General features: G+C 60.5%; 15 protein-coding genes and 1 pseudogene. 10 read left to right on the top strand and 6 right to left on the bottom strand.

The window, feature by feature from the left end:
• Nucleotides 1-4 precede the first annotated feature (4 nt).
• Entirely contained in the window at nt 5-1,135 is a 1,131-nt protein-coding gene (locus tag ACX3YD_RS28665) for a hypothetical protein (protein WP_458961642.1), read from the top strand.
• 102 nt (nt 1,136-1,237) lie between these two features.
• A complete protein-coding gene (locus ACX3YD_RS28660) occupies nt 1,238-2,347 on the top strand; it encodes a hypothetical protein (protein ID WP_458961641.1) in 1,110 nt (369 codons plus the stop codon).
• Nucleotides 2,348-2,518: 171 nt separating this feature from the next.
• Here the strand turns inward: ACX3YD_RS28660 and ACX3YD_RS28655 are convergent, their stop codons facing one another.
• Nucleotides 2,519-3,799 carry a serine/threonine transporter gene (locus ACX3YD_RS28655; RefSeq protein WP_103404309.1) on the bottom strand — a complete coding sequence of 427 codons (1,281 nt, stop codon included), beginning with the start codon at nt 3,797-3,799 and terminating at the stop codon, nt 2,519-2,521.
• Nucleotides 3,800-4,013: 214 nt separating this feature from the next.
• Here ACX3YD_RS28655 and ACX3YD_RS28650 point away from each other — a divergent pair.
• The 5 genes and pseudogenes from ACX3YD_RS28650 to ACX3YD_RS28630 form a co-directional block, all read left to right on the top strand.
• Nucleotides 4,014-4,139, top strand: a pseudogene (locus tag ACX3YD_RS28650) (tautomerase family protein); the annotation flags it as partial.
• Nucleotides 4,140-4,169: 30 nt separating this feature from the next.
• On the top strand, nt 4,170-4,775 hold the full coding sequence (locus ACX3YD_RS28645) for a TetR/AcrR family transcriptional regulator (protein WP_103404308.1): 606 nt from the start codon (nt 4,170-4,172) through the stop codon (nt 4,773-4,775).
• 154 nt (nt 4,776-4,929) lie between these two features.
• Entirely contained in the window at nt 4,930-5,895 is a 966-nt protein-coding gene (locus ACX3YD_RS28640; protein WP_047528244.1) for a 2-hydroxyacid dehydrogenase, read from the top strand.
• Nucleotides 5,896-6,038: 143 nt separating this feature from the next.
• Nucleotides 6,039-7,106, top strand: a complete 1,068-nt coding sequence (locus tag ACX3YD_RS28635; RefSeq protein WP_458961640.1) for a phosphotransferase family protein — start codon at nt 6,039-6,041, stop codon at nt 7,104-7,106.
• Between the two features lie 137 nt (nt 7,107-7,243).
• Entirely contained in the window at nt 7,244-8,011 is a 768-nt protein-coding gene (locus ACX3YD_RS28630; protein WP_090468870.1) for an SDR family oxidoreductase, read from the top strand.
• A 423-nt stretch (nt 8,012-8,434) separates the two neighbouring features.
• On the opposite strand, the gene ACX3YD_RS28625 is transcribed toward ACX3YD_RS28630, so the two are convergent.
• The 4 genes from ACX3YD_RS28625 to ACX3YD_RS28610 all read right to left on the bottom strand — a co-directional run bounded on the left by ACX3YD_RS28625 (nt 8,435) and on the right by ACX3YD_RS28610 (nt 13,476).
• Nucleotides 8,435-8,686: a DUF1652 domain-containing protein gene (locus ACX3YD_RS28625; RefSeq protein ID WP_103404305.1), complete on the bottom strand. Its 252-nt coding sequence runs from the start codon at nt 8,684-8,686 to the stop codon at nt 8,435-8,437.
• 182 nt (nt 8,687-8,868) lie between these two features.
• The gene (locus ACX3YD_RS28620; protein WP_458961639.1) at nt 8,869-10,365 is read right to left on the bottom strand and encodes a helix-turn-helix transcriptional regulator; all 1,497 of its coding nucleotides are present in this window, start codon (nt 10,363-10,365) and stop codon (nt 8,869-8,871) included.
• A 139-nt stretch (nt 10,366-10,504) separates the two neighbouring features.
• Entirely contained in the window at nt 10,505-11,788 is a 1,284-nt protein-coding gene (locus ACX3YD_RS28615) for a Zn-dependent hydrolase (RefSeq protein WP_458961638.1), read from the bottom strand.
• Nucleotides 11,789-11,991: 203 nt separating this feature from the next.
• Nucleotides 11,992-13,476, bottom strand: coding sequence for an NCS1 family nucleobase:cation symporter-1 (locus ACX3YD_RS28610; RefSeq protein ID WP_103404302.1), 1,485 nt, complete (start codon nt 13,474-13,476; stop codon nt 11,992-11,994).
• 545 nt (nt 13,477-14,021) lie between these two features.
• On the opposite strand from ACX3YD_RS28610, the gene hydA reads away from it, so the two are divergent.
• From hydA to preA, 3 genes are all read left to right on the top strand, one after another.
• On the top strand, nt 14,022-15,461 hold the full coding sequence (hydA, locus tag ACX3YD_RS28605) for a dihydropyrimidinase (RefSeq protein ID WP_103404301.1): 1,440 nt from the start codon (nt 14,022-14,024) through the stop codon (nt 15,459-15,461).
• Between the two features lie 159 nt (nt 15,462-15,620).
• The gene (locus tag ACX3YD_RS28600) at nt 15,621-16,988 is read left to right on the top strand and encodes an NAD(P)-dependent oxidoreductase (protein ID WP_458961637.1); all 1,368 of its coding nucleotides are present in this window, start codon (nt 15,621-15,623) and stop codon (nt 16,986-16,988) included.
• On the top strand, nt 16,989-18,263 hold the full coding sequence (gene preA / locus ACX3YD_RS28595) for an NAD-dependent dihydropyrimidine dehydrogenase subunit PreA (protein ID WP_103404299.1): 1,275 nt from the start codon (nt 16,989-16,991) through the stop codon (nt 18,261-18,263).
• Nucleotides 18,264-18,405: 142 nt separating this feature from the next.
• On the opposite strand, the gene ACX3YD_RS28590 is transcribed toward preA, so the two are convergent.
• Nucleotides 18,406-19,026 carry a TetR/AcrR family transcriptional regulator gene (locus tag ACX3YD_RS28590; RefSeq protein WP_047528232.1) on the bottom strand — a complete coding sequence of 207 codons (621 nt, stop codon included), beginning with the start codon at nt 19,024-19,026 and terminating at the stop codon, nt 18,406-18,408.
• Nucleotides 19,027-19,105 lie beyond the last annotated feature (79 nt).

Below are 19,105 nucleotides of genomic sequence, written 5' to 3'. Positions count from 1 at the left end.
GACCATGCCGAATAATCACGACAAGCCAATCGGCGCGCCGCAGCTTCAGCAGCCCAAAAAAGCTGGAGACATTGAACCGTTTCCAAGCGGGAAAATTACGTATCTCGCGCCGCTTCCACTACCAACACCAATGCCTCCCTACGGCCCGCATATTGGTGAGTTGAATGATGTGTACATGGACTTTGGGTTGGGATCGCCGCAGGTCTTTATGTGGCAAATGACTTTGGGTGGCCCCTTCAGTATCGCTTTTATGATCGCGTTTGTATTTCCACCTGTTATAGGTTCCATGGGACTAATGTTCGGTTACGACTTTGCATACTCATGGGAGGTCGTCGTTGATTTTTTCTTTGTCATCTATCAATACGCCATTTTCGGAGCTCTAGTTAGCTTATCCATCGGCCTGGGAGTCTGGCACCACAACCACAAAAAACGCGCCACCCTCATCCCCACCCGCTTCAACCGCCAACGCCGCGAAGTCTGCTTCATGCCCTCAGGTGCGACCGAGCCACTCTTCGTCCCATGGGAATCCCTCTCGGCCTGGGTCATCGAAGCCCAGGGCGCCCCCCAATACGGCATCCACCGCCAGTACGGCATGGGCATCGGTTACCAGCATGGCGAAACCCTCACCAGCCTCGAATTCCAGTGCGCCGGCCTGCCGCTGGCCATCAGCCATTGGGAAGCCATTCGCGGCTACATGGAATACGAAGTCAACGACCTTAAATCCATCCAGGACCTGCAAGACCTGCAAGGCCCCGACGACCCGCCCCACGAAGGCCTGCACACCTTCCGCAACGCCCGCGCACGCATGCACCAGCAGATCCGCGACGGTTCGCGCAGTCGAACATCGGGTTTCTTCTGGTACCTGTACCACGTCATGACCTTGTGGACGATCCCCAACCGCCTCGTCGAGTGGGAAGTGCGCCGCCTCGAAGAAATCGGCAAACAAGCCCTGCCCGACGCCATGCGCGAATGGTCGGAGCCGCTGCCGAAAAATCAATGGGCTAAACCAAGTGAGGAATTGCGGCGGCTGAGCGAACAGGTCCGGCAGCTGCAAAAACGCCAGCCGCGACGGCCTATCACCGAGATTTTTGCCGAGGTACAGCGCTCGCCCTCCAACAGAAAACATCGCGCATGAGTGGTTTTCCAGAGGTGCTCAGTGGGGTCGCTGTCCACCAGAAAGAACAAGAGAGACCGTCGGTTGTGCTGGTCGAAACCGAGTTTCTGGAGCAAGCCGACCATGCCGAATAATCACGACAAGCCAATCGGCGCGACTGAGCTTCAACAGCCCAAAAAAGCTGGAGACATCGAACCGTTTCCCAGCGGAAAAATGACCTATCTGGCGCCGCTACCACTACCAACACCAATGCCTCCCTACGGCCCGCATATTGGTGAGTTGAATGATGTGTACATGGACTTTGGGTTGGGTTCGCCGCAAATATTTTCTTGGCAAGTCATATTCGGCGGCCCGCTAACAATGACCTTTATGTTTGCTTTCTTGTTGCCGTTATTTAGTTTTTTCTTCGGACTCGTTTTAGGGTACGACTTGTTGTATTCCTGGGAGTTCGCGGAGCAGGTTTTTTTCCCTTCGTCAGAACTAGGATTGCAAACTGCCTTTGTATTGTTATCCATCGGCCTAGCCGTCTGGCACCACAACCACACAAAACGCTCCACCCTCATCCCCACCCGCTTCAACCGCCAACGCCGTGAAGTCTGCTTCATGCCCTCAGGCGCGACCGAGCCACTCTTCGTCCCCTGGGAATCCCTCTCGGCCTGGGTCATCGAAGCCCAGGGTGCTACCCAGTACGGCATCCACCGCCAGTACGGCATGGGCATCGGTTACCAGCATGGCGAAACCCTCACCAGCCTCGAATTCCAATGCGCCGGCCTGCCTCTGGCCATCAGTCATTGGGAAGCCATTCGCGGTTACATGGAATACGAAGTCAACGACCTCAAATCCATCCAGGACCTGCAAGACCTGCAAGGCCCCGACGACCCGCCCCACGAAGGCTTGCACACTTTCCGCAACGCCCGCGCACGTATGCACCAGCAGATCCGCGACGGTTCGCGCAGCCGAACATCGGGTTTCTTCTGGTACCTGTACCACGTCATGACCTTGTGGACGATCCCCAACAGCCTCGTCGAGTGGGAAGTGCGCCGCCTCGAAGAAATCGGCAAACAGGCACTGCCCGACGCCATGCGCGAATGGTCGGAGCCGCTGCCGAAAAATCAATGGGCCAAACCAAGTGAGGAATTGCTGCGGCTGAGCGAACAGGTGCGGCAGCTGCAAAAACGCCAGCCGCGACGGCCTATCACCGAGATTTTTGCCGAGGTACAACGCGGACTGTGAATAGAGGAAGGAGGACGTTATGGCGAGGGGTTTCGGTGGGGCAGGTGACTGCGGGTTTTCGCTGCCGTCCTTCAATCCGAAGCAAAAAAAATCGCAGCCTCTGGCAGCACCTGGGAGAAAACACCGTTTTCTACGGAAGCTGCCGAAGGCTGCGATCTCTTGATCTTTAAATCACGCCGTCAACGAGTAGACGAGAGCCGTAATCGCCACCAGCCCCACCGCCACCACGAATACGTTGGACGCCTGGCCGCGATAGCGCGCCATGGCCGGTACCTTGCGGATTGCGTACATCGGCATCAGGAACAGGATTGCCGCGATAACCGGGCCACCGAGGGTTTCGATCATGCCGAGGATGCTCGGGTTGAGGGTGGCGACGATCCAGCACACCACCAGCATGAACGCCGCGACGATGCGGTCCAGTGCCTTGGCGCCCGGGCGTTTGCCGCTCTTGACGATCAGGCCTTTCAAGCCTTCGCTGGCGCCGATGTAGTGGCCCAGGAACGACTTGGAAATGGCCACGAAGGCAATCAACGGCGCCGCGAAGGCGATGGTCGGGTTGCTGAAGTGGTTGGCCAGGTACGACAGGATCGACAGGTTCTGCGCCTTCGCCTCGGCCAGTTGTGCCGGGGACAGGGTCAGCACGCAACTGAAGACGAAGAACAGCACCATCACCACCATCAAGGCGTGGGCACGGGACAGGATTTGCGAGCTGCGTTCTTCGGCGTGGTCGCCGTAACGACGCTTCTGATCGACCGCGAACGCCGAGATGATCGGCGAGTGGTTGAACGAAAACACCATCACCGGAATCGCCAGCCACAGGGTGTGCAGCAGCGCCGAGGGCTCAGGCAAGGTGCTGGCCGTGGTCAGGATGCCGCCGTTCCAGTGAGGAATCAGGAACACCGCCAGGAACAGCAAGGCGACAATGAACGGGTACACCATCAGGCTCATGGCCTTGACGATCACCTGCTCGCCACAACGCACCACGGCCAGCAGGCCGAGTATCAGCACCAGCGACAGCAGCGCGCGGGGCGGCGGCATGATGTGCAGTTGATGCTCCAGGAAACTGCCCACGGTGTTGGTCAGGGCCACGCTGTAGATCAACAGGATCGGGAAGATCGCGAAAAAATACAGCAGGGTGATCAGCGCGCCGGCCTGGATGCCGAAATGCTCTTCGACCACTTCGGTGATGTCCGCGCCTTCACGGCCCGACAATACGAAGCGGGTCAGGCCGCGGTGCGCATAGTAGGTCATCGGGAAAGCCAGCAGCGCCAGCACCAGCAAGGGCCAAAAGCCGCCCACGCCCGCGTTGATCGGTAAAAACAGGGTGCCGGCGCCAATCGCCGTGCCAAACAGGCCAAGCATCCAGGTGGTGTCTTGGCGATTCCAGCTCGAAAGGGTCGCTGGTGTCGCGTCTAAATAGCGTTCGTTAACGCTATTGGCCTGATCATTCATCCGGTGGGATCTCCACATTCCGGTCACTTGCCACCCGGTCAGAACGCGTCGGAGTACCCGACAGGTAGCGCCCTGGCCGAAACAGGGGCGCGATTGTCCGGGATTAGTGAACAGAAGCAAAGACTTAGGTGAGGAACGGTGGTGCCAGGTGGCTGAAATCTAACAAGCTACTGGCCCTGTAGGAGCGAGCTTGCTCGCGATGACACAGCGCTGTAAAACCATCGTCGAGCGCCTTGACGCGCAACTGGCGGTGCGCCTTGAAGACGTTTTCATTAATCTGGCGGAAGTGAAGCAAGAGAACGGGTCGTGCGGTAATGGCATTGCTCAATACGCGATCTGATGTCCCATTTGAATTTTTGTGAGCCCACCCATGCCCCGAGTCTCCCGCAAGCAAGCCGACCTCAACCGCGAAATCATCGTCGAGGCGGCCACGCGGCTGTTTCGCGAGCGCGGCCTGCATGGGATCAGCGTCGTCGATGTGATGGGCGCGGCGGGGCTGACCCACGGCGGGTTCTATGGTCACTTTGAATCGAAGGAGGCGCTGGCCGTTGAGGCCAGTGGCCGGGCGTTCGAACAGGCGGCAGGGCGCTGGCGGGAGTGGATTGTGGCGGCCGAGGACCACGCCACCGCACGCCGCGCCTTGATCGAGCCCTACCTGTCGACCGCCAGCCGCGACAACCCGGGTAACAGCTGCCCGGTGGTGGCGTTTGCCGGTGACATGTGCCACGAGCCTGCCGACAGCGCCTTGCGCGAGACGTTCATGACCGGCTTGAACAGGCTGCTCGACACCCTGAGTCAACTGATGGACTCGGACGACGCCGCCCGTAACCGCCAGCAAGCGCTGGCGCAGTATTCGCTGATGGTCGGAGCGTTGACGCTGGCCCGCGCCACGCGTGGCGACGCCCTGTCGGATGAAATTCTGGAGGCGGCCAAGGGCTTTCTCGGCGCGGAGCCTGCATCCCCTGCCCCACGCTGAATGCCTGGCCACCCCACAGAAAACCCTCGCCTGCCGCGCCAGCTCCTACACTGAGTGACGCGGCACCGATGTTGCTGATTGCCAGGACGTCCGGCAGCCAGCAATCTCCACCGATGTTCGAGTCCAAAATACCGATGCCCACAGGGAGCCAAGCATGCCTGCAACCGTTCTGGTACTGGTCGAAACCATCAATGATTATCTGCCCATCCTCGAACATCAGGGCTTTCACCTGATACTGGCGCCTACGCCTGCCGAACGCGCCGAGGCCATCACCCGGCACAGCGGCCAGATCAACGCGGTCCTGACCCGCGGCCCATTGGGCCTGTATGCCGATGAAATCGCTGCCCTGCCCAATCTGAAGATCATATGCGTGATCGGCGCCGGTTATGAGCATGTCGACCTGCAAGCGGCGGCCGACCGCGGCATCACCGTCACCAATGGCGCCGGGGTCAACGCCTCTTCAGTGGCGGACCATGCCATGGCCCTGCTGCTGTCACTGGTACGCGATGTTCCGCGCTGCGACGCTGCCGTGCGTCGGGGCGAGTGGCCGAAGATCATGCGCCCTTCCCTGTCCGGCAAACGCCTGGGCATCCTCGGCCTCGGCGCCGTTGGCATGGCCATCGCCAAACGCGCCGCCAACGGCTTCGACATGAGCGTGAGCTACCACAACCGGCAACATCGCAGCGACGTGTCCTACGCCTTCTGTTCCACGCCCACTGAACTGGCGCGCGCCTCGGACTTTCTGGTTATCGCCACTCCGGGAGGCCTGACCACCAAACACCTGATCAATCGCCAGGTGCTCGACGCCCTCGGGCCCAAGGGCTTTCTGGTCAACATTGCCCGGGCCAGCGTGGTGGTCACCGCCGACCTGATCAGCGCCCTGGAACAACGCCGCATCGCCGGGGCCGCACTGGATGTCTTCGATGCCGAACCTCATGTGCCGGATGCACTCAAGTCACTGACCAATGTGGTGCTCACCCCGCACGTCGCCGGATTGTCCCCGGAAGCGATCGAAGGCACGGTTGAACTGGTGGGCCGCAACCTCGTGGCGTTCTTTTCCGGGCAACCGGTGCTCACCCCGGTTGAATTGCCGACCCGTATCAGTAACGCGGTCCTGTAGGACAATTCAAACAGGCGTATCAAAAATAATGATTGCCCGGCAACACGCTCACCTATAAGGGCCGTTCATGGTTGTGGGTGCCGGGTGGGCGCATTAGATTAGTCAATAGTTTCAGGCCTCCAGAATAAGCAGAAGGGATAAGCATGGCGCTTACTGACCAGTCCACCCGTATCCGCACCGGCGAAGAACTCGATGCCAGCCTGATCGATCCTTACCTCAAGGCGCACATCCCAGGCCTCAGCGGCTTGCCGCAGATCAGCCAGTTCCCTGGGGGCGCATCGAACCTCACCTACTTGCTGGAATACCCCGAACAGGAATTCGTCCTGCGTCGCCCGCCCTTTGGCCACAAAGCCAAGTCCGCCCACGACATGGGCCGCGAATTTCGCATCCTCAACCAGCTCCGCGAGGGTTTTCCCTACTGCCCCAAGGCTTACGTGCACTGCACCGATGAATCAGTGATCGGCGCCGAGTTCTACGTGATGGAACGGGTCAAGGGGATCATCCTGCGTTCCGAACTGCCGCCGGAGCTCGGCCTGGATGCCGCGAAAACCGAAGCCTTGTGCAAGAGCTTTATCGACAAGTTCGTCGAGCTGCACCGGGTCGACTACAACGCCTACGGCCTGGGCGATCTCGGCAAGCCCGAAGGCTACGTGGCACGCCAGATCAAAGGCTGGAGCGACCGCTACGAGAAAGCCCTGACGCCCGACGCGCCACAGTGGGAAGCAGTCAAAGCCTGGCTCAACGACAAGATGCCGGCCGATCACCCGACCTCCAGCATCGTCCACAACGACTACCGCTTCGACAACGTCATCCTCGATCCGAACAACCCGATGCAGATCATCGGGGTGCTCGACTGGGAACTGACCACCCTCGGCGACCCATTGATGGACCTGGGCAACACCCTCGCCTACTGGATCGAAGCCGGTGACCCGGCGCCGGTGCAACTGATGCGTCGCCAGCCAAGCCACGCGCCGGGCATGCTGACCCGCCGCGAGTTCGTCGATTACTACGCCGAGCGCTCCGGCATCCGGATCGACAACTTCGACTTCTACTACACCTACGGCCTGTTCCGCCTGGCCGGCATCGTGCAGCAGATCTACTACCGCTTCTACCATGGCCAGACCCAGGACAAACGCTTCGCGCAGTTCATTCACATGAACAAACTGCTGGAGCAGATGAGCCTGCAGGTCATCCAGAAATCCAGCCTGTGACCGTACGCGATCCCTGCAGGAGCGAGCCTGCGCGCGAAAATCGTGAACGATAACGCGCACTGACTGGGCTCAACTGAACAGCATTGGCCGCAACCCGGCATTTGACTCGAAAACAAGACTTTTCATAAGGGAATCCCATGTCCAAGACTCAGTTGTTCGACCTCGACGGCAAGATCGCATTCGTCTCCGGCGCCAGCCGTGGCATCGGTGAAGCCATCGCCAAGCTGCTGGCGCAGCAAGGCGCCCATGTCATCGTTTCGAGCCGCAAACTCGAGGGCTGCCAGCACGTGGCCGACGCAATCATCGCCGCGGGCGGCAAGGCCACCGCCATCGCCTGCCATATCGGTGAAATGGAGCAGATCAGCCAGGTCTTCGCCGCCATCAAGGAACAATTCGGGCGTCTGGACATTCTGGTCAACAACGCGGCGACCAACCCACAGTTCTGCAACGTGCTGGACACCGATCTGAGCGCCTTCCAGAAAACCGTCGACGTGAACATTCGCGGCTACTTCTTCATGTCGGTGGAAGCCGGCAAGCTGATGCGTGAAAACGGCGGCGGCAGCATCATCAACGTCGCTTCGATCAACGGCGTCTCGCCGGGCGTGTTCCAGGGCATCTATTCGGTGACCAAGGCTGCCGTGATCAACATGACCAAGGTGTTCGCCAAGGAATGTGCGCAGTTCGGCATCCGCTGCAACGCCCTGTTGCCGGGCCTGACCGACACCAAGTTCGCTTCGGCGCTGGTCAAGAACGAGGCCATCCTCAATACCGCGCTGGCACAGATTCCGCTCAAGCGCGTGGCCGACCCGAGCGAAATGGCGGGCGCCGTGCTTTATCTGGCGAGCGATGCGTCGAGCTATACCACCGGTGTATCGCTGAATGTGGACGGTGGCTTCCTGTCCTGATCCCGGTTCAGCAGATGCGCAAAAGGCAGTCCTCGGGACTGCCTTTTTTGTGCCCGCTTTACTGCGTCACGCAGCGGGTGGTCGTCGTGACCCGGGTCACCTCGCCTTCGGCCCTCACATCGCCCATGACATCGGTTTTATCCAGGGTCTGGCAGGTGCGTTCAGGGGGTGGAGGCGGTGCGGCGGGAGGTGGCGGAGGCGGACTGGCACAGCCGCCGAGAATCAAGGCGCAGAGTACAAGCGACGTTGGAGCAAAAACGCGTTTCCCAAGACTGTTCATAGGATGACCCGCGAGAAAAGGATGTACACAGGGGTGTGACAACAAAACACCGCCCAAAAGTTCACGGGGCAGGTGCAGAAAGATCACTTTTATACATTCTTATCGCGTAACCAGCCGTCCAGACCGGGAAAACCTGACGATTCCTACACCACCGGGTCGGGGCGTTGCAGGCTGTTGCTCTCCAGTTCATAACGCAGCTCTTCAATGAGCGTCGCGATCGATTCGGGCGTCTGCAGCCTCGTCATGTTCAAACCGCTGACCACCAGATCAACTTGCCCGGTCACCGGGTGATAGAGCTTGATGGTCAACGAGTGTTCGCCCGTAACCGCACATTCACAGGCCAATGGTGAAAAGGTTCGCTCAAGCTGCGTCCGCAGTTGCGCCAGGCTCATCATTGCGGTGGCACTCGGCGGCAAACGGCTGCGCAGAAATAACGTTGTAGGTGCATGGCTGGTCCTTTTAGCGATTTCGGAGCGTGCGAATGATCCGAAAATGTCATTCGCACGCGCTCAGCCTAAGGCTTGCCACCTGCTGGCCAGAACGTGAATTTGCACCGTATCACCTAGTGCATTTGCACCTACCGTTGGCCCTTCTGTCTCCATGTGCCGGAAAACAACCCGCGTTCGCGTGCCCAGACAATCGCCTCGCTACGACTGTGCACATCAAGCTTGGAGTACACCGTCGCCACATGATTGCGCACCGTGTTCGGTGCCAGCTTCAGGCGCGCTGCGATTTCCTTGTCGGCCAGGCCTTCGCAGATCAACTCCAGCACATCGCGCTCCCTGGCCGTCAGGTCAGTGAAGGACACGCTGGGCAACTGCGGCGAGTTGACGTGCTTCACGTTGGCGAGCTTTTCGATCAGCGTGCGACTGAACCAGGAAGCGTCTTTCATCACCTCTTCAATGGCCGACACCAACTCCAGCTCGGTGCGTTTGCGCTCGGTGATGTCCATCAACACCAGCAGGTAGCAGGCACTGTCCTGAATGTTCACGGTGTCAGCGGAAACCGCGCAATCCATCAGTTCGGTATCTTTCTTTCGAACGCGAACATCAACCCGATCCAGATGTCCGGTTTTCTCCAGGGCGCTGAACAGTTTTGTCCTCGCGCCCTTATCGTGGATGAAGTCGATGTCGGCGATGGTCTTGCCCTGCACTTCCTCGCGGGGATACGCGAGGGATTCGAGAAACGCCTCGTTGACATCCATCACCACCTGATCGCTGGCACTGCACACCAGGATCGGCACGGGCGTCAGGCCAAATGCCTTGGCAAAGCGCTCCTCGCTCTGGCGCAGGGCGACTTCAGCCTTGCGCCGCGGCTCCACGTCGACGAAGGAAAACAGCATGCAGGGCTCATCGTTGAGCTCAAGCGGCTGGCCGGCGACGATGACCTGCTTGCTACCCCCGCCGGCCACGCGCAGTTCGGCCTGCATTTGCGGAATGGTCGCGCCTTCGCGCAAACGTTGCTTGGCCAGGTCCTTGTCTTGCGCCTGGTCCAATATATCCAGTTCATAAGTGGAGCTACCAATCACCTGATCACGGGCATAACCGGTCATTTCGAGGAAACCGGGATTGACCTTGATGTAGCGCAAATCGCTGAGCCGGCAGATCACCGCCGGGGCCGGGTTGGCGGCGAAGGTTTTCTCGAAGCGCTGCTCGGCGCTGGCCCACTCGGAGACATCGTCCATGATCAGCACCAACGACTCCGGCTCACCGTGGCTGTCGGTGACCACCAGGCTGCGCACCTTATGCACCCAGGTACGTTCTTCGTCATCAACCGGGGTCAGCTCGACCAGCACATCGCTGAAGGTCTCGCCTCGGGCGACACGGCTGATCGGGTAACTGGCCACCGGCACCGGGTGATGGTTGCGATAACGCAGGGCAAAGCGGCGCGCGTATTCCCCGGCGTTCGCCCCGAGTTCTCCGATCCGCTCGATGCCGTGCATGGCCAGCGCGGCATCATTGGCCCAGACGATGGTCTGGTCGAGATCGAGCAGGATCACCCCGTCGGACAAGCCCGTGATGATCTGCTGCAATTGGCGGCGGCTGGTTTCTGTGGTCAGGACGTCTTGGCTCATTGCATCTCCATACCTGCGGCGGAGCAATTGCACTCCGGTGACAAGTACGACCGCCAGAGCCTGCAATCGTGCGAAGTTCCTGCACGCGTTCGACCAGCACTGCCTTCACGGGATGCCGAGGGTTACGGTCTGTTGCGCTTCAAGCGGCCAATTGCCCACTGGCAATCGCCGCCGAAGCCGCCAGCATGGCCCGCAACAACACCGCACAACCGGCCGCCAGGTCATCCGGCGCGGCGTTTTCGATTTCGTTGTGGCTGATGCCGCCTTCGCAGGGGACGAAGATCATCCCGGCGGGGCCGAGTTCAGCGAGGAAGATCGCGTCGTGCCCTGCTCCGCTGACGATGTCCATGTGCGACAGGCCCAAGCCTTGTGCCGCACCGCGCACGGCTTCAACGCACCCCTTGTCGAAATACAGCGGCGGGAAGTCGGCGGTCGGGGTGAGTTCGTAGGTCAGGCCGTGTTCCTCGCAGGTGGTTTCGATGACTTCGCGGACTTCGGCGATCATCGAGTCCAGCCGTGCCGGGTCGAGATGGCGGAAGTCCAGGGTCATGCGCACTTCGCCGGGAATGACGTTGCGTGAACCGGGATAGGCTTGCAGGCAACCGACCGTGCCGCAGGCGTGGGGTTGATGGCCGAGGGCGGCGCGATTGACCGCGCCGACGATCACCGCGGCACCGACCAGCGCGTCCTTGCGCAGATGCATCGGCGTCGGCCCGGCATGGGCTTCGACGCCGCGCAGTTTCAGGTCGAACCATTTCTGCCCGAGGGCGCCCATGACCACGCCAATGGTCTTGCGCTCGTCCTCGAGAATCGGGCCTTGCTCGATATGCGCTTCGAAATAGGCGCCCACCGCGTGGCCGCTGACCGCGCGCGACCCCGCGTAACCAATCGCGTTCAACGCCTCGCCCACGGTAACGCCCTCGGCGTCGACCTTGGCCAGGGTTTCCTCGAGGGTGAATTTTTCCGCGAACACGCCGGAGCCCATCATGCACGGGGCGAAACGCGAGCCTTCTTCGTTGGTCCAGACCACCACTTCCAGCGGCGCTTCGGTTTCCACGCCCAGATCATTGAGGGTGCGCAGCACTTCGACCCCGGCCAGCACGCCGAAGCAGCCGTCGAACTTGCCGCCGGTGGGCTGGGTGTCAATGTGGCTGCCGGTCATCACCGGCGGCAGGTCCGGGTTGCGTCCGGGGCGCCGGGCGAAGATGTTGCCCACGGCATCGATGCTGACGGTGCAGCCCGCCTCTTCACACCATTTGACGAAAATATCCCGGGCCTGGCGATCGAGGTCGGTCAGGGCCAGGCGACAAACGCCGCCCTTGACCGTGGCGCCGAGTTTGGCCAATTCCATGAGCGACTGCCACAGACGGTCGCGGTTGATGTGCTGATGGGTGGACTGCAGAACATCTACAGCTGCGTTCATGATGATCTCCTCAAGCAGTTCGTATGGATTCTTCAGGCTGTTCTTGTGTGTTTTGTCCGGCCGCACTCGAGGTGTGTTCATGGCCGCCTTCGCTGCGATGCGGCGACCCGACAAGCCAGCTCTCACAGTGGTCCGGGTGTCCCATGCAAAGGTGACCGCCGCGATCCCTGTGGGAGCTGGCTTGCCAGCGAAGAGGCCCCTCCTTACACCGCCGATTTCACGGCCGACGGCTGCGCCCGCATCGAGCACAACCCGTAATAAATCAACCCGCCCAGGGCCGAGCCGGTGAACCAGCCGTAGCTGTAGAACCAGCTGAAGGCATCGCTGCCCAACGACAGCAGCGTCAGCACCACCGGCACACCGAACGCCAGGAACCCGTTCCAGTTCCACGCCGGGTACACGTCATCGCGGTACAGCCCGGCGAGGTCCAGTTGCTGTTTCTTGATCAGGAAATAGTCCACCACCATGATCCCGGCAATCGGCCCCAATAGACTGGAATAGCCCAGCAACCAGTTGGAATAGACGGTTTCCAGGCTCACGTCAGAAACGATCAGGCCCAGTTTTTTCAGCAGCTCATGGGCCATCAGCGCCAGGCCGACAAACCCGGTCAGCAGTACGGCTTTGGTGCGGTTGATCACCTTGGGCGCAATGTTCTGGAAGTCGTTGGTCGGTGAAACGATGTTGGCCGCGGTGTTGGTGGACAACGTAGCGATGATGATCAGCGCCATGGCCACCGCGACCCAGACCGGACTCTGGATATGGCCGATCAGCGTCACCGGGTCGGAGACGGTCACGCCCACCAGTTTCACCGACGCGGCGGTCATCACCACGCCCAGCGAGGCGAACAGGAACATGGTCAGCGGCAAACCGATGATCTGCCCGACAATCTGGTCCTTCTGGCTTTTCGCATAGCGGCTGAAGTCCGGGATGTTCAGCGACAGCGTGGCCCAGAAGCCGACCATCGCGGTCAATCCGGCGGCGAAATAACTGGCCACGCCGGCCCCTTCGGGACGCTTGGCCGGAATCGCCAGCAGTTCAGTCATCGACACATTGGGCATGGCCCACACCAGCAAGCCTGCGCCTACCGCCACCAGCAATGGCGCAGACAGGGTTTCCAGCCATTTGATCGACTCGGCGCCACGAATCACCACCCACAGGTTCAGCGCCCAGAAGATCATGAAGCCGATGACTTCACCAGTGCCGCCCAGGGATTTCCAGCCGTCGAACACCGACCCCAGGAACAGGTGAATCGCCAGGCCGCCGAACATGGTTTGAATGCCGAACCAGCCGCACGCCACCAAGGCACGGATCAGGCACGGAATGTTGGAACCGAGGACGCCGAAGGACGAGCGCAGCAACACCGGAAACGGGATGCCGTACTTGGTGCCGGGAAAGGCGTTCAGGGTCAGCGGGATCAATACGATGATGTTGGCAAACAGGATCGCCAGCAGCGCTTCGCCGACGCTCAGCCCGAAATAGGCCGTCAGCACGCCGCCCAGGGTGTAGGTCGGCACGCAAACCGCCATTCCGATCCACAAGGCCGTGATGTGCCATTTGTTCCAGGTTCGTTCGCGCACCTTGGTCGGTGCCATGTCGTGGTTGTATCGGGGACTGTCGAGGACGTCGCTGCCGGCCTCCAACTCAAACAAGCCGTCGCGCTCGGTCACTTGCGATCTGATCTGTTGCATGGCCGCTCCATTGTTGTTTTGTATTGCTCATCGAGGGCTGGCGGCATCAATAAACGTGCCGGATACCCCGCTTACGCATCGGGCAGTTCCATAAACGTTTTATAAATATTTGATTATTATCAGTTTTATTTATTCATCCATTCAGTCTTCGGTCACTTGCCATGCCACTCAGGCCGAATGTCAGGCAAGTTGTCCGAACAGTCAGGTCTCAATCTGGTGCGTGAATCTTTTTTTAAACGGTGCGCATCAACCATAGACCATTCTCAAACAGCTGATTTCACATAAGAAATCTTGACCATATTTGAATCCTGTCAAGTGCGTCAAAATGGTGAGAGGCCTCACCATTTTGGTGATTTTTAATTTTTACTGTTAAAAATCAATAATTTAAAACGCATATAAGCTTATAAAAATTATTCTTGCTGATTTCAATAACACCAGCTAGCTTTCAATCTTGACAGCGATGACAGGAATACACCTGTGCAACTCGCTTCATATAAAACATTGAGAGCCGGCATCAGCCGGTCATTGCCTGCGAGGAACTCGGAATGTCTCTGTTGATCCGTGGCGCCACCGTTATTACCCATGATGAAAGTTATCGCGCCGATGTGTATTGCGCAGACGGCGTGATCAAGGCCATCGGCGAAGACCTCGAGGCTCCCACAGGCGCCGAAATACTCGACGGCAGCGGCCAATACCTGATGCCCGGCGGCATCGACCCGCACACCCACATGCAACTGCCCTTCATGGGCACCGTGGCCAGCGAAGACTTTTACAGCGGCACGGCGGCCGGTCTGGCCGGCGGCACCACGTCGATCATCGATTTCGTGATTCCCAACCCCCAACAATCACTGATGGAAGCGTTCCATCAGTGGCGTGGCTGGGCCGAGAAGTCGGCTTCCGATTACGGCTTCCACGTCGCCATCACCTGGTGGAGCGAGCAGGTCCGCGAAGAAATGGCCGAGTTGGTGAAACACCACGGGGTCAACAGCTTCAAGCATTTCATGGCCTACAAGAATGCGATCATGGCCGCCGACGACACGCTGGTGGCGAGTTTTGAACGCTGCCTGGAGCTCGGCGCGGTGCCCACCGTGCACGCGGAAAACGGCGAGCTGGTCTATCACCTGCAACGCAAGTTGATGGCCCAGGGTATGACCGGGCCGGAGGCGCATCCCCTGTCGCGTCCGTCGCAAGTGGAAGGCGAAGCGGCGAGCCGGGCGATCCGGATCGCCGAAACCCTGGGCACACCGTTGTACCTGGTGCACGTCTCGACCAGGGAAGCCCTCGACGAAATCACCTATGCCCGCGCCAAGGGCCAACCGGTTTACGGCGAAGTACTGGCCGGGCACCTGTTGCTGGACGACAGCGTCTATCAACACCCGGACTGGCAGACGGCCGCCGGTTACGTGATGAGCCCGCCGTTCCGCCCTGTCGGGCATCAGGAAGCGCTCTGGCATGGCCTGCAAGCCGGCAACCTGCACACCACCGCCACCGACCACTGCTGCTTCTGCGCCGAGCAGAAGGCCGCCGGCAAGGACGATTTCAGCAAGATCCCCAATGGCACTGCCGGCATCGAAGACCGCATGGCCGTGCTCTGGGACGAAGGGGTGAACACCGGGCGTTTGTCGATGCAGCACTTCGTGGCGCTGACCTCCACCAACACCGCGAAAATCTTCAATCTCTACCCGCGCAAAGGCGCGATCCGCGTCGGCGCCGATGCCGACCTGGTGCTGTGGGACCCTCAGGGCACGCGCACGATTTCCGCCAAGACCCACCACCAGCAAGTCGACTTCAACATCTTCGAAGGCAAGACCGTGCGCGGCGTGCCCAGCCATACCATCAGCCAGGGCCGGGTGGTCTGGGCCGACGGCGATCTGCGCGCCGAACGCGGAGCCGGGCGCTACATCGAGCGGCCGGCGTATCCGGCGGTGTTTGATTTGCTGAGCAAGCGCGCCGAGTTGAATCAGCCGGTTGCCGTGAAACGCTGAAATCGGCCTTCAGCCTATCGCGGGCAAGCCCGCTCCCACAGGTTTTGTGAACACCTGAAATCCCTGTGGGAGCCAGCCTGCTGGCGATGGCGTCAGCCCGAACCACACAAAAACAATGCCCGACAGAGGCAGCACCGCCATCACCGTGAGGCCAATACCGTGATCAAGACCCTGAACCACCTCCCCCATCCCGTAGAGCAGGCGGCCGTCCTCGCCAGTCATTTCACCGACCTGGCACCGCCGCTCAACGACCGCCAGGCTCACCTTGAAGCTTCGCGCTGTCTGTATTGCTACGACGCGCCCTGCGTGAACGCCTGCCCGAGCGAGATCGATATTCCATCGTTCATCCGCAATATCCATCAGGACAACGTGCAGGGTGCGGCGCAGAAGATCCTCTCGGCCAATATCCTCGGCGGCAGTTGCGCCAGGGTCTGCCCCACCGAGATCCTCTGCCAGCAAGCCTGTGTGCGCAACAACGCTCAGGAGTGCGCACCGGTGCTGATCGGCCTGCTGCAGCGTTACGCGGTGGACAACGCGCACTTCAGCGAACACCCCTTCCCCCGTGCCGCCGCCACCGGCAAACGCATCGCCGTGGTCGGTGCCGGGCCAGCGGGTTTGTCCTGCGCCCATCGCAGCGCCATGCACGGCCATGACGTGGTGATTTTCGAAGCCCGTGAAAAAGCCGGCGGCCTCAATGAATACGGGATCGCCAAGTACAAACTGGTGGATGACTACGCGCAGAAGGAGCTGGAGTTCCTGCTGCAGATCGGCGGGATCGAGATCCGTCACGGGCAAAAACTCGGCGAGAACCTGAGCCTGACTGAACTGCATCAGCAATTCGATGCGGTGTTCCTCGGCCTGGGCCTGGCGGCGAGCAAGCAATTGGGGCTGGCCCATGAAAACGCGCCGGGGCTGCTGGCCGCGACCGACTACATCCGCGAACTGCGCCAGGCCGATGACCTGACTCAACTGCCATTGGCTGATCGTTGCATCGTACTCGGTGCCGGCAATACCGCCATCGACATGGCCGTGCAGATGGCCCGCCTCGGGGCCCGTGACGTCAATCTGGTGTACCGCCGTGGCGCCGAGGACATGGGCGCCACCCACCACGAACAGGACATCGCCAAGGCCAATCAGGTGCGCCTGATGACCTGGGCACAACCCGAAGAAGTCCTGCTCGACGCCAACGGTCGCGTGCGCGGCATGCGTTTCGCGCGCACGCATCTGGTCGAAGGCCGCCTGCAAACCACCGGCGAAACCTTTGAACTGGCCGCCGACGCCATCTTCAAGGCCATCGGCCAGGCCTTCGACAGCAGTGCCCTCGCCGACCCGCTGGCCCGTGAACTCAAGCGCCAGGGGGATCGCATCGAAGTCGATGAGCACCTGCGCACCAGCGTCCCCGGCGTGTATGCCGGCGGCGATTGCACCAGCCTCGACCAGGACCTCACCGTGCAGGCGGTGCAGCACGGCAAATTGGCCGCCGAGGCCATCAACGCTCATCTGATGCTCAACGTGGAGGCTGCGTAAATGGCCGATCTCTCGATTGTCTTCGCCGGCATCAAAAGCCCCAACCCGTTCTGGCTGGCCTCGGCGCCGCCCACCGACAAGGCCTACAACGTGGTCCGCGCCTTTGAGGCCGGATGGGGTGGCGTGGTCTGGAAAACCCTGGGTGAAGACCCGGCGGCGGTCAACGTATCGTCGCGCTACTCGGCGCACTTCGGTCCTAACCGTGAAGTCATGGGCTTCAACAACATCGAACTGATCACCGACCGCTCGCTGGAGATCAACCTGCGGGAAATCACCCAGGTCAAAAAGGACTGGCCGGACCGCGCGCTCATCGTGTCGTTGATGGTGCCGTGCGTCGAAGAATCGTGGAAACACATCCTGCCGCTGGTGGAAGCCACCGGTGCCGACGGCATCGAACTGAACTTCGGTTGCCCCCATGGCATGCCGGAACGCGGGATGGGCGCGGCGGTCGGTCAGGTGCCGGAATACGTCGAACAGGTCACCCGCTGGTGCAAGACTTATTGCTCGCTGCCGGTGATCGTCAAGCTGACACCGAACATCACCGACATCCGCGTCGCGGCCCGCGCGGCGCACCGTGGCGGCGCGGATGCGGTATCGCTGATCAACACCATCAACTCGATCACCAGCGTCAACCTGGAGCGCATGGTCGCCAACCCCATGGTCGGCAGCCAGAGCACCCACGGCGGCTATTGCGGCTCGGCGGTCAAGCCGATCGCCTTGAACATGGTCGCCGAAATCGCCCGTGACCCGCAGACCCGTGGCCTGCCCATCAGCGGCATCGGCGGCATCGGCAACTGGCGCGATGCGGCGGAATTCATGGCCCTGGGTTGCGGCTCGGTGCAGGTGTGCACGGCGGCCATGCTGCATGGCTTCCGGATTGTCGAGGAGATGAAGGACGGCCTGTCACGCTGGATGGACAGTCAGGGTTACGCCAGCATTTCAGCGTTTTCCGGGCGTGCCGTGGGCAACACCACCGACTGGAAGTACCTGGACATCAACTATCAGGTCATCGCCAAAATCGATCAGGACGCCTGCATCGGTTGCGGTCGCTGCCACATCGCCTGCGAAGACACCTCGCACCAGGCGGTGGCCAGCCTCAAGCAGGCGGACGGCACACACAAGTATCAAGTGATCGATGATGAATGCGTGGGCTGCAACCTGTGCCAGATCACCTGCCCGGTGCAGGACTGCATCGAGATGGTGCCGGTGGAAAACGGCAAGCCGTTTCTGGACTGGAACCATGATCCGAGGAATCCCTATCACGTCAGTCCTTGAGGTTTTCAGCGTCTGAAATGACGCCTTCGCGGGCAAGCCCGCTCCCACAGGTTTCTCTGGTGTACACAGGCTTTGTGTACGACCTGAAACCCTGTGGGAGCGGGCTTGCCCGCGAAGAGGCCAGCAGCCAGAACACCCGACCTCAGGGCTCCAACCCGATCCCGCGCAAAATCACACTGGTCACGGTCTGTATCGCCCGTTCGAACTGCATGTCCGACAGCGGCTGATGGTCGTTGAGGATGTTCACCTGGTGATCGAAGTCGGCGTAGTGCTGGGTCGAGGCCCAGATCATGTACAGCAGGCTCGAAGGCTCCACCGGCAGGATGCGTTTGTCGTCCACCCACTGGCGGATTTTCGCTTCTTTCATCTTGGCCCAGTCGTACAGGCTCGCATCCAGTGCCTCCCCCAGGGTCGGGGCGCCGTGGATGATTTCGTTGGCCCAGACTTTCGAACCGTAGGGACGGCTGCGGGAGTGGTTCATCTTGGCGCGGATGTAACTGCTGAGCACCACGCGCGGGTCGTCGAACATCTCGAAGCACAGCGCGTCCTGCTTCCAGACCTCCAGCAAGTCGAACAGCACGGCGCTGTACAACTCGGTCTTGGTGCTGAAGTAGTAATGCAGGTTGGAGCGCGGCAGTTGCACTTCGGCGGCGATGTCGGCCATGGCGGTGCTGCCGAAGCCTTTCTCGGCGAAGACCTTCTCGGCCCCCAGCAGAATTTTCTCGACGTTACTGCGACGAATCTCGATCTTGTGATTGCCCATGAGGGCTCCCTGACAACAGCGTTAAACAAGACTAGCATCCGCTCTACCTCGCGGCGACAGGGGAAAACCAAACTTCGTA

This window comes from Pseudomonas fluorescens group sp. PF-1 (assembly GCF_054481335.1).
Note: the sequence above shows the minus strand (reverse complement) of the source record. Positions and strands in the feature narration are given on the sequence as shown.

Coding starts and splice junctions, on each gene's coding strand:
- ACX3YD_RS28665 (WP_458961642.1), top strand. CDS start 5: ATGCCGAATAATCACGACAAGCCAATCGGCGCGCCGCAGCTTCAGCAG.
- ACX3YD_RS28660 (WP_458961641.1), top strand. CDS start 1,238: ATGCCGAATAATCACGACAAGCCAATCGGCGCGACTGAGCTTCAACAG.
- ACX3YD_RS28655 (WP_103404309.1), bottom strand. CDS start 3,799: ATGAATGATCAGGCCAATAGCGTTAACGAACGCTATTTAGACGCGACA.
- ACX3YD_RS28645 (WP_103404308.1), top strand. CDS start 4,170: ATGCCCCGAGTCTCCCGCAAGCAAGCCGACCTCAACCGCGAAATCATC.
- ACX3YD_RS28640 (WP_047528244.1), top strand. CDS start 4,930: ATGCCTGCAACCGTTCTGGTACTGGTCGAAACCATCAATGATTATCTG.
- ACX3YD_RS28635 (WP_458961640.1), top strand. CDS start 6,039: ATGGCGCTTACTGACCAGTCCACCCGTATCCGCACCGGCGAAGAACTC.
- ACX3YD_RS28630 (WP_090468870.1), top strand. CDS start 7,244: ATGTCCAAGACTCAGTTGTTCGACCTCGACGGCAAGATCGCATTCGTC.
- ACX3YD_RS28625 (WP_103404305.1), bottom strand. CDS start 8,686: ATGATGAGCCTGGCGCAACTGCGGACGCAGCTTGAGCGAACCTTTTCA.
- ACX3YD_RS28620 (WP_458961639.1), bottom strand. CDS start 10,365: ATGAGCCAAGACGTCCTGACCACAGAAACCAGCCGCCGCCAATTGCAG.
- ACX3YD_RS28615 (WP_458961638.1), bottom strand. CDS start 11,788: ATGAACGCAGCTGTAGATGTTCTGCAGTCCACCCATCAGCACATCAAC.
- ACX3YD_RS28610 (WP_103404302.1), bottom strand. CDS start 13,476: ATGCAACAGATCAGATCGCAAGTGACCGAGCGCGACGGCTTGTTTGAG.
- hydA (WP_103404301.1), top strand. CDS start 14,022: ATGTCTCTGTTGATCCGTGGCGCCACCGTTATTACCCATGATGAAAGT.
- preA (WP_103404299.1), top strand. CDS start 16,989: ATGGCCGATCTCTCGATTGTCTTCGCCGGCATCAAAAGCCCCAACCCG.
- ACX3YD_RS28590 (WP_047528232.1), bottom strand. CDS start 19,026: ATGGGCAATCACAAGATCGAGATTCGTCGCAGTAACGTCGAGAAAATT.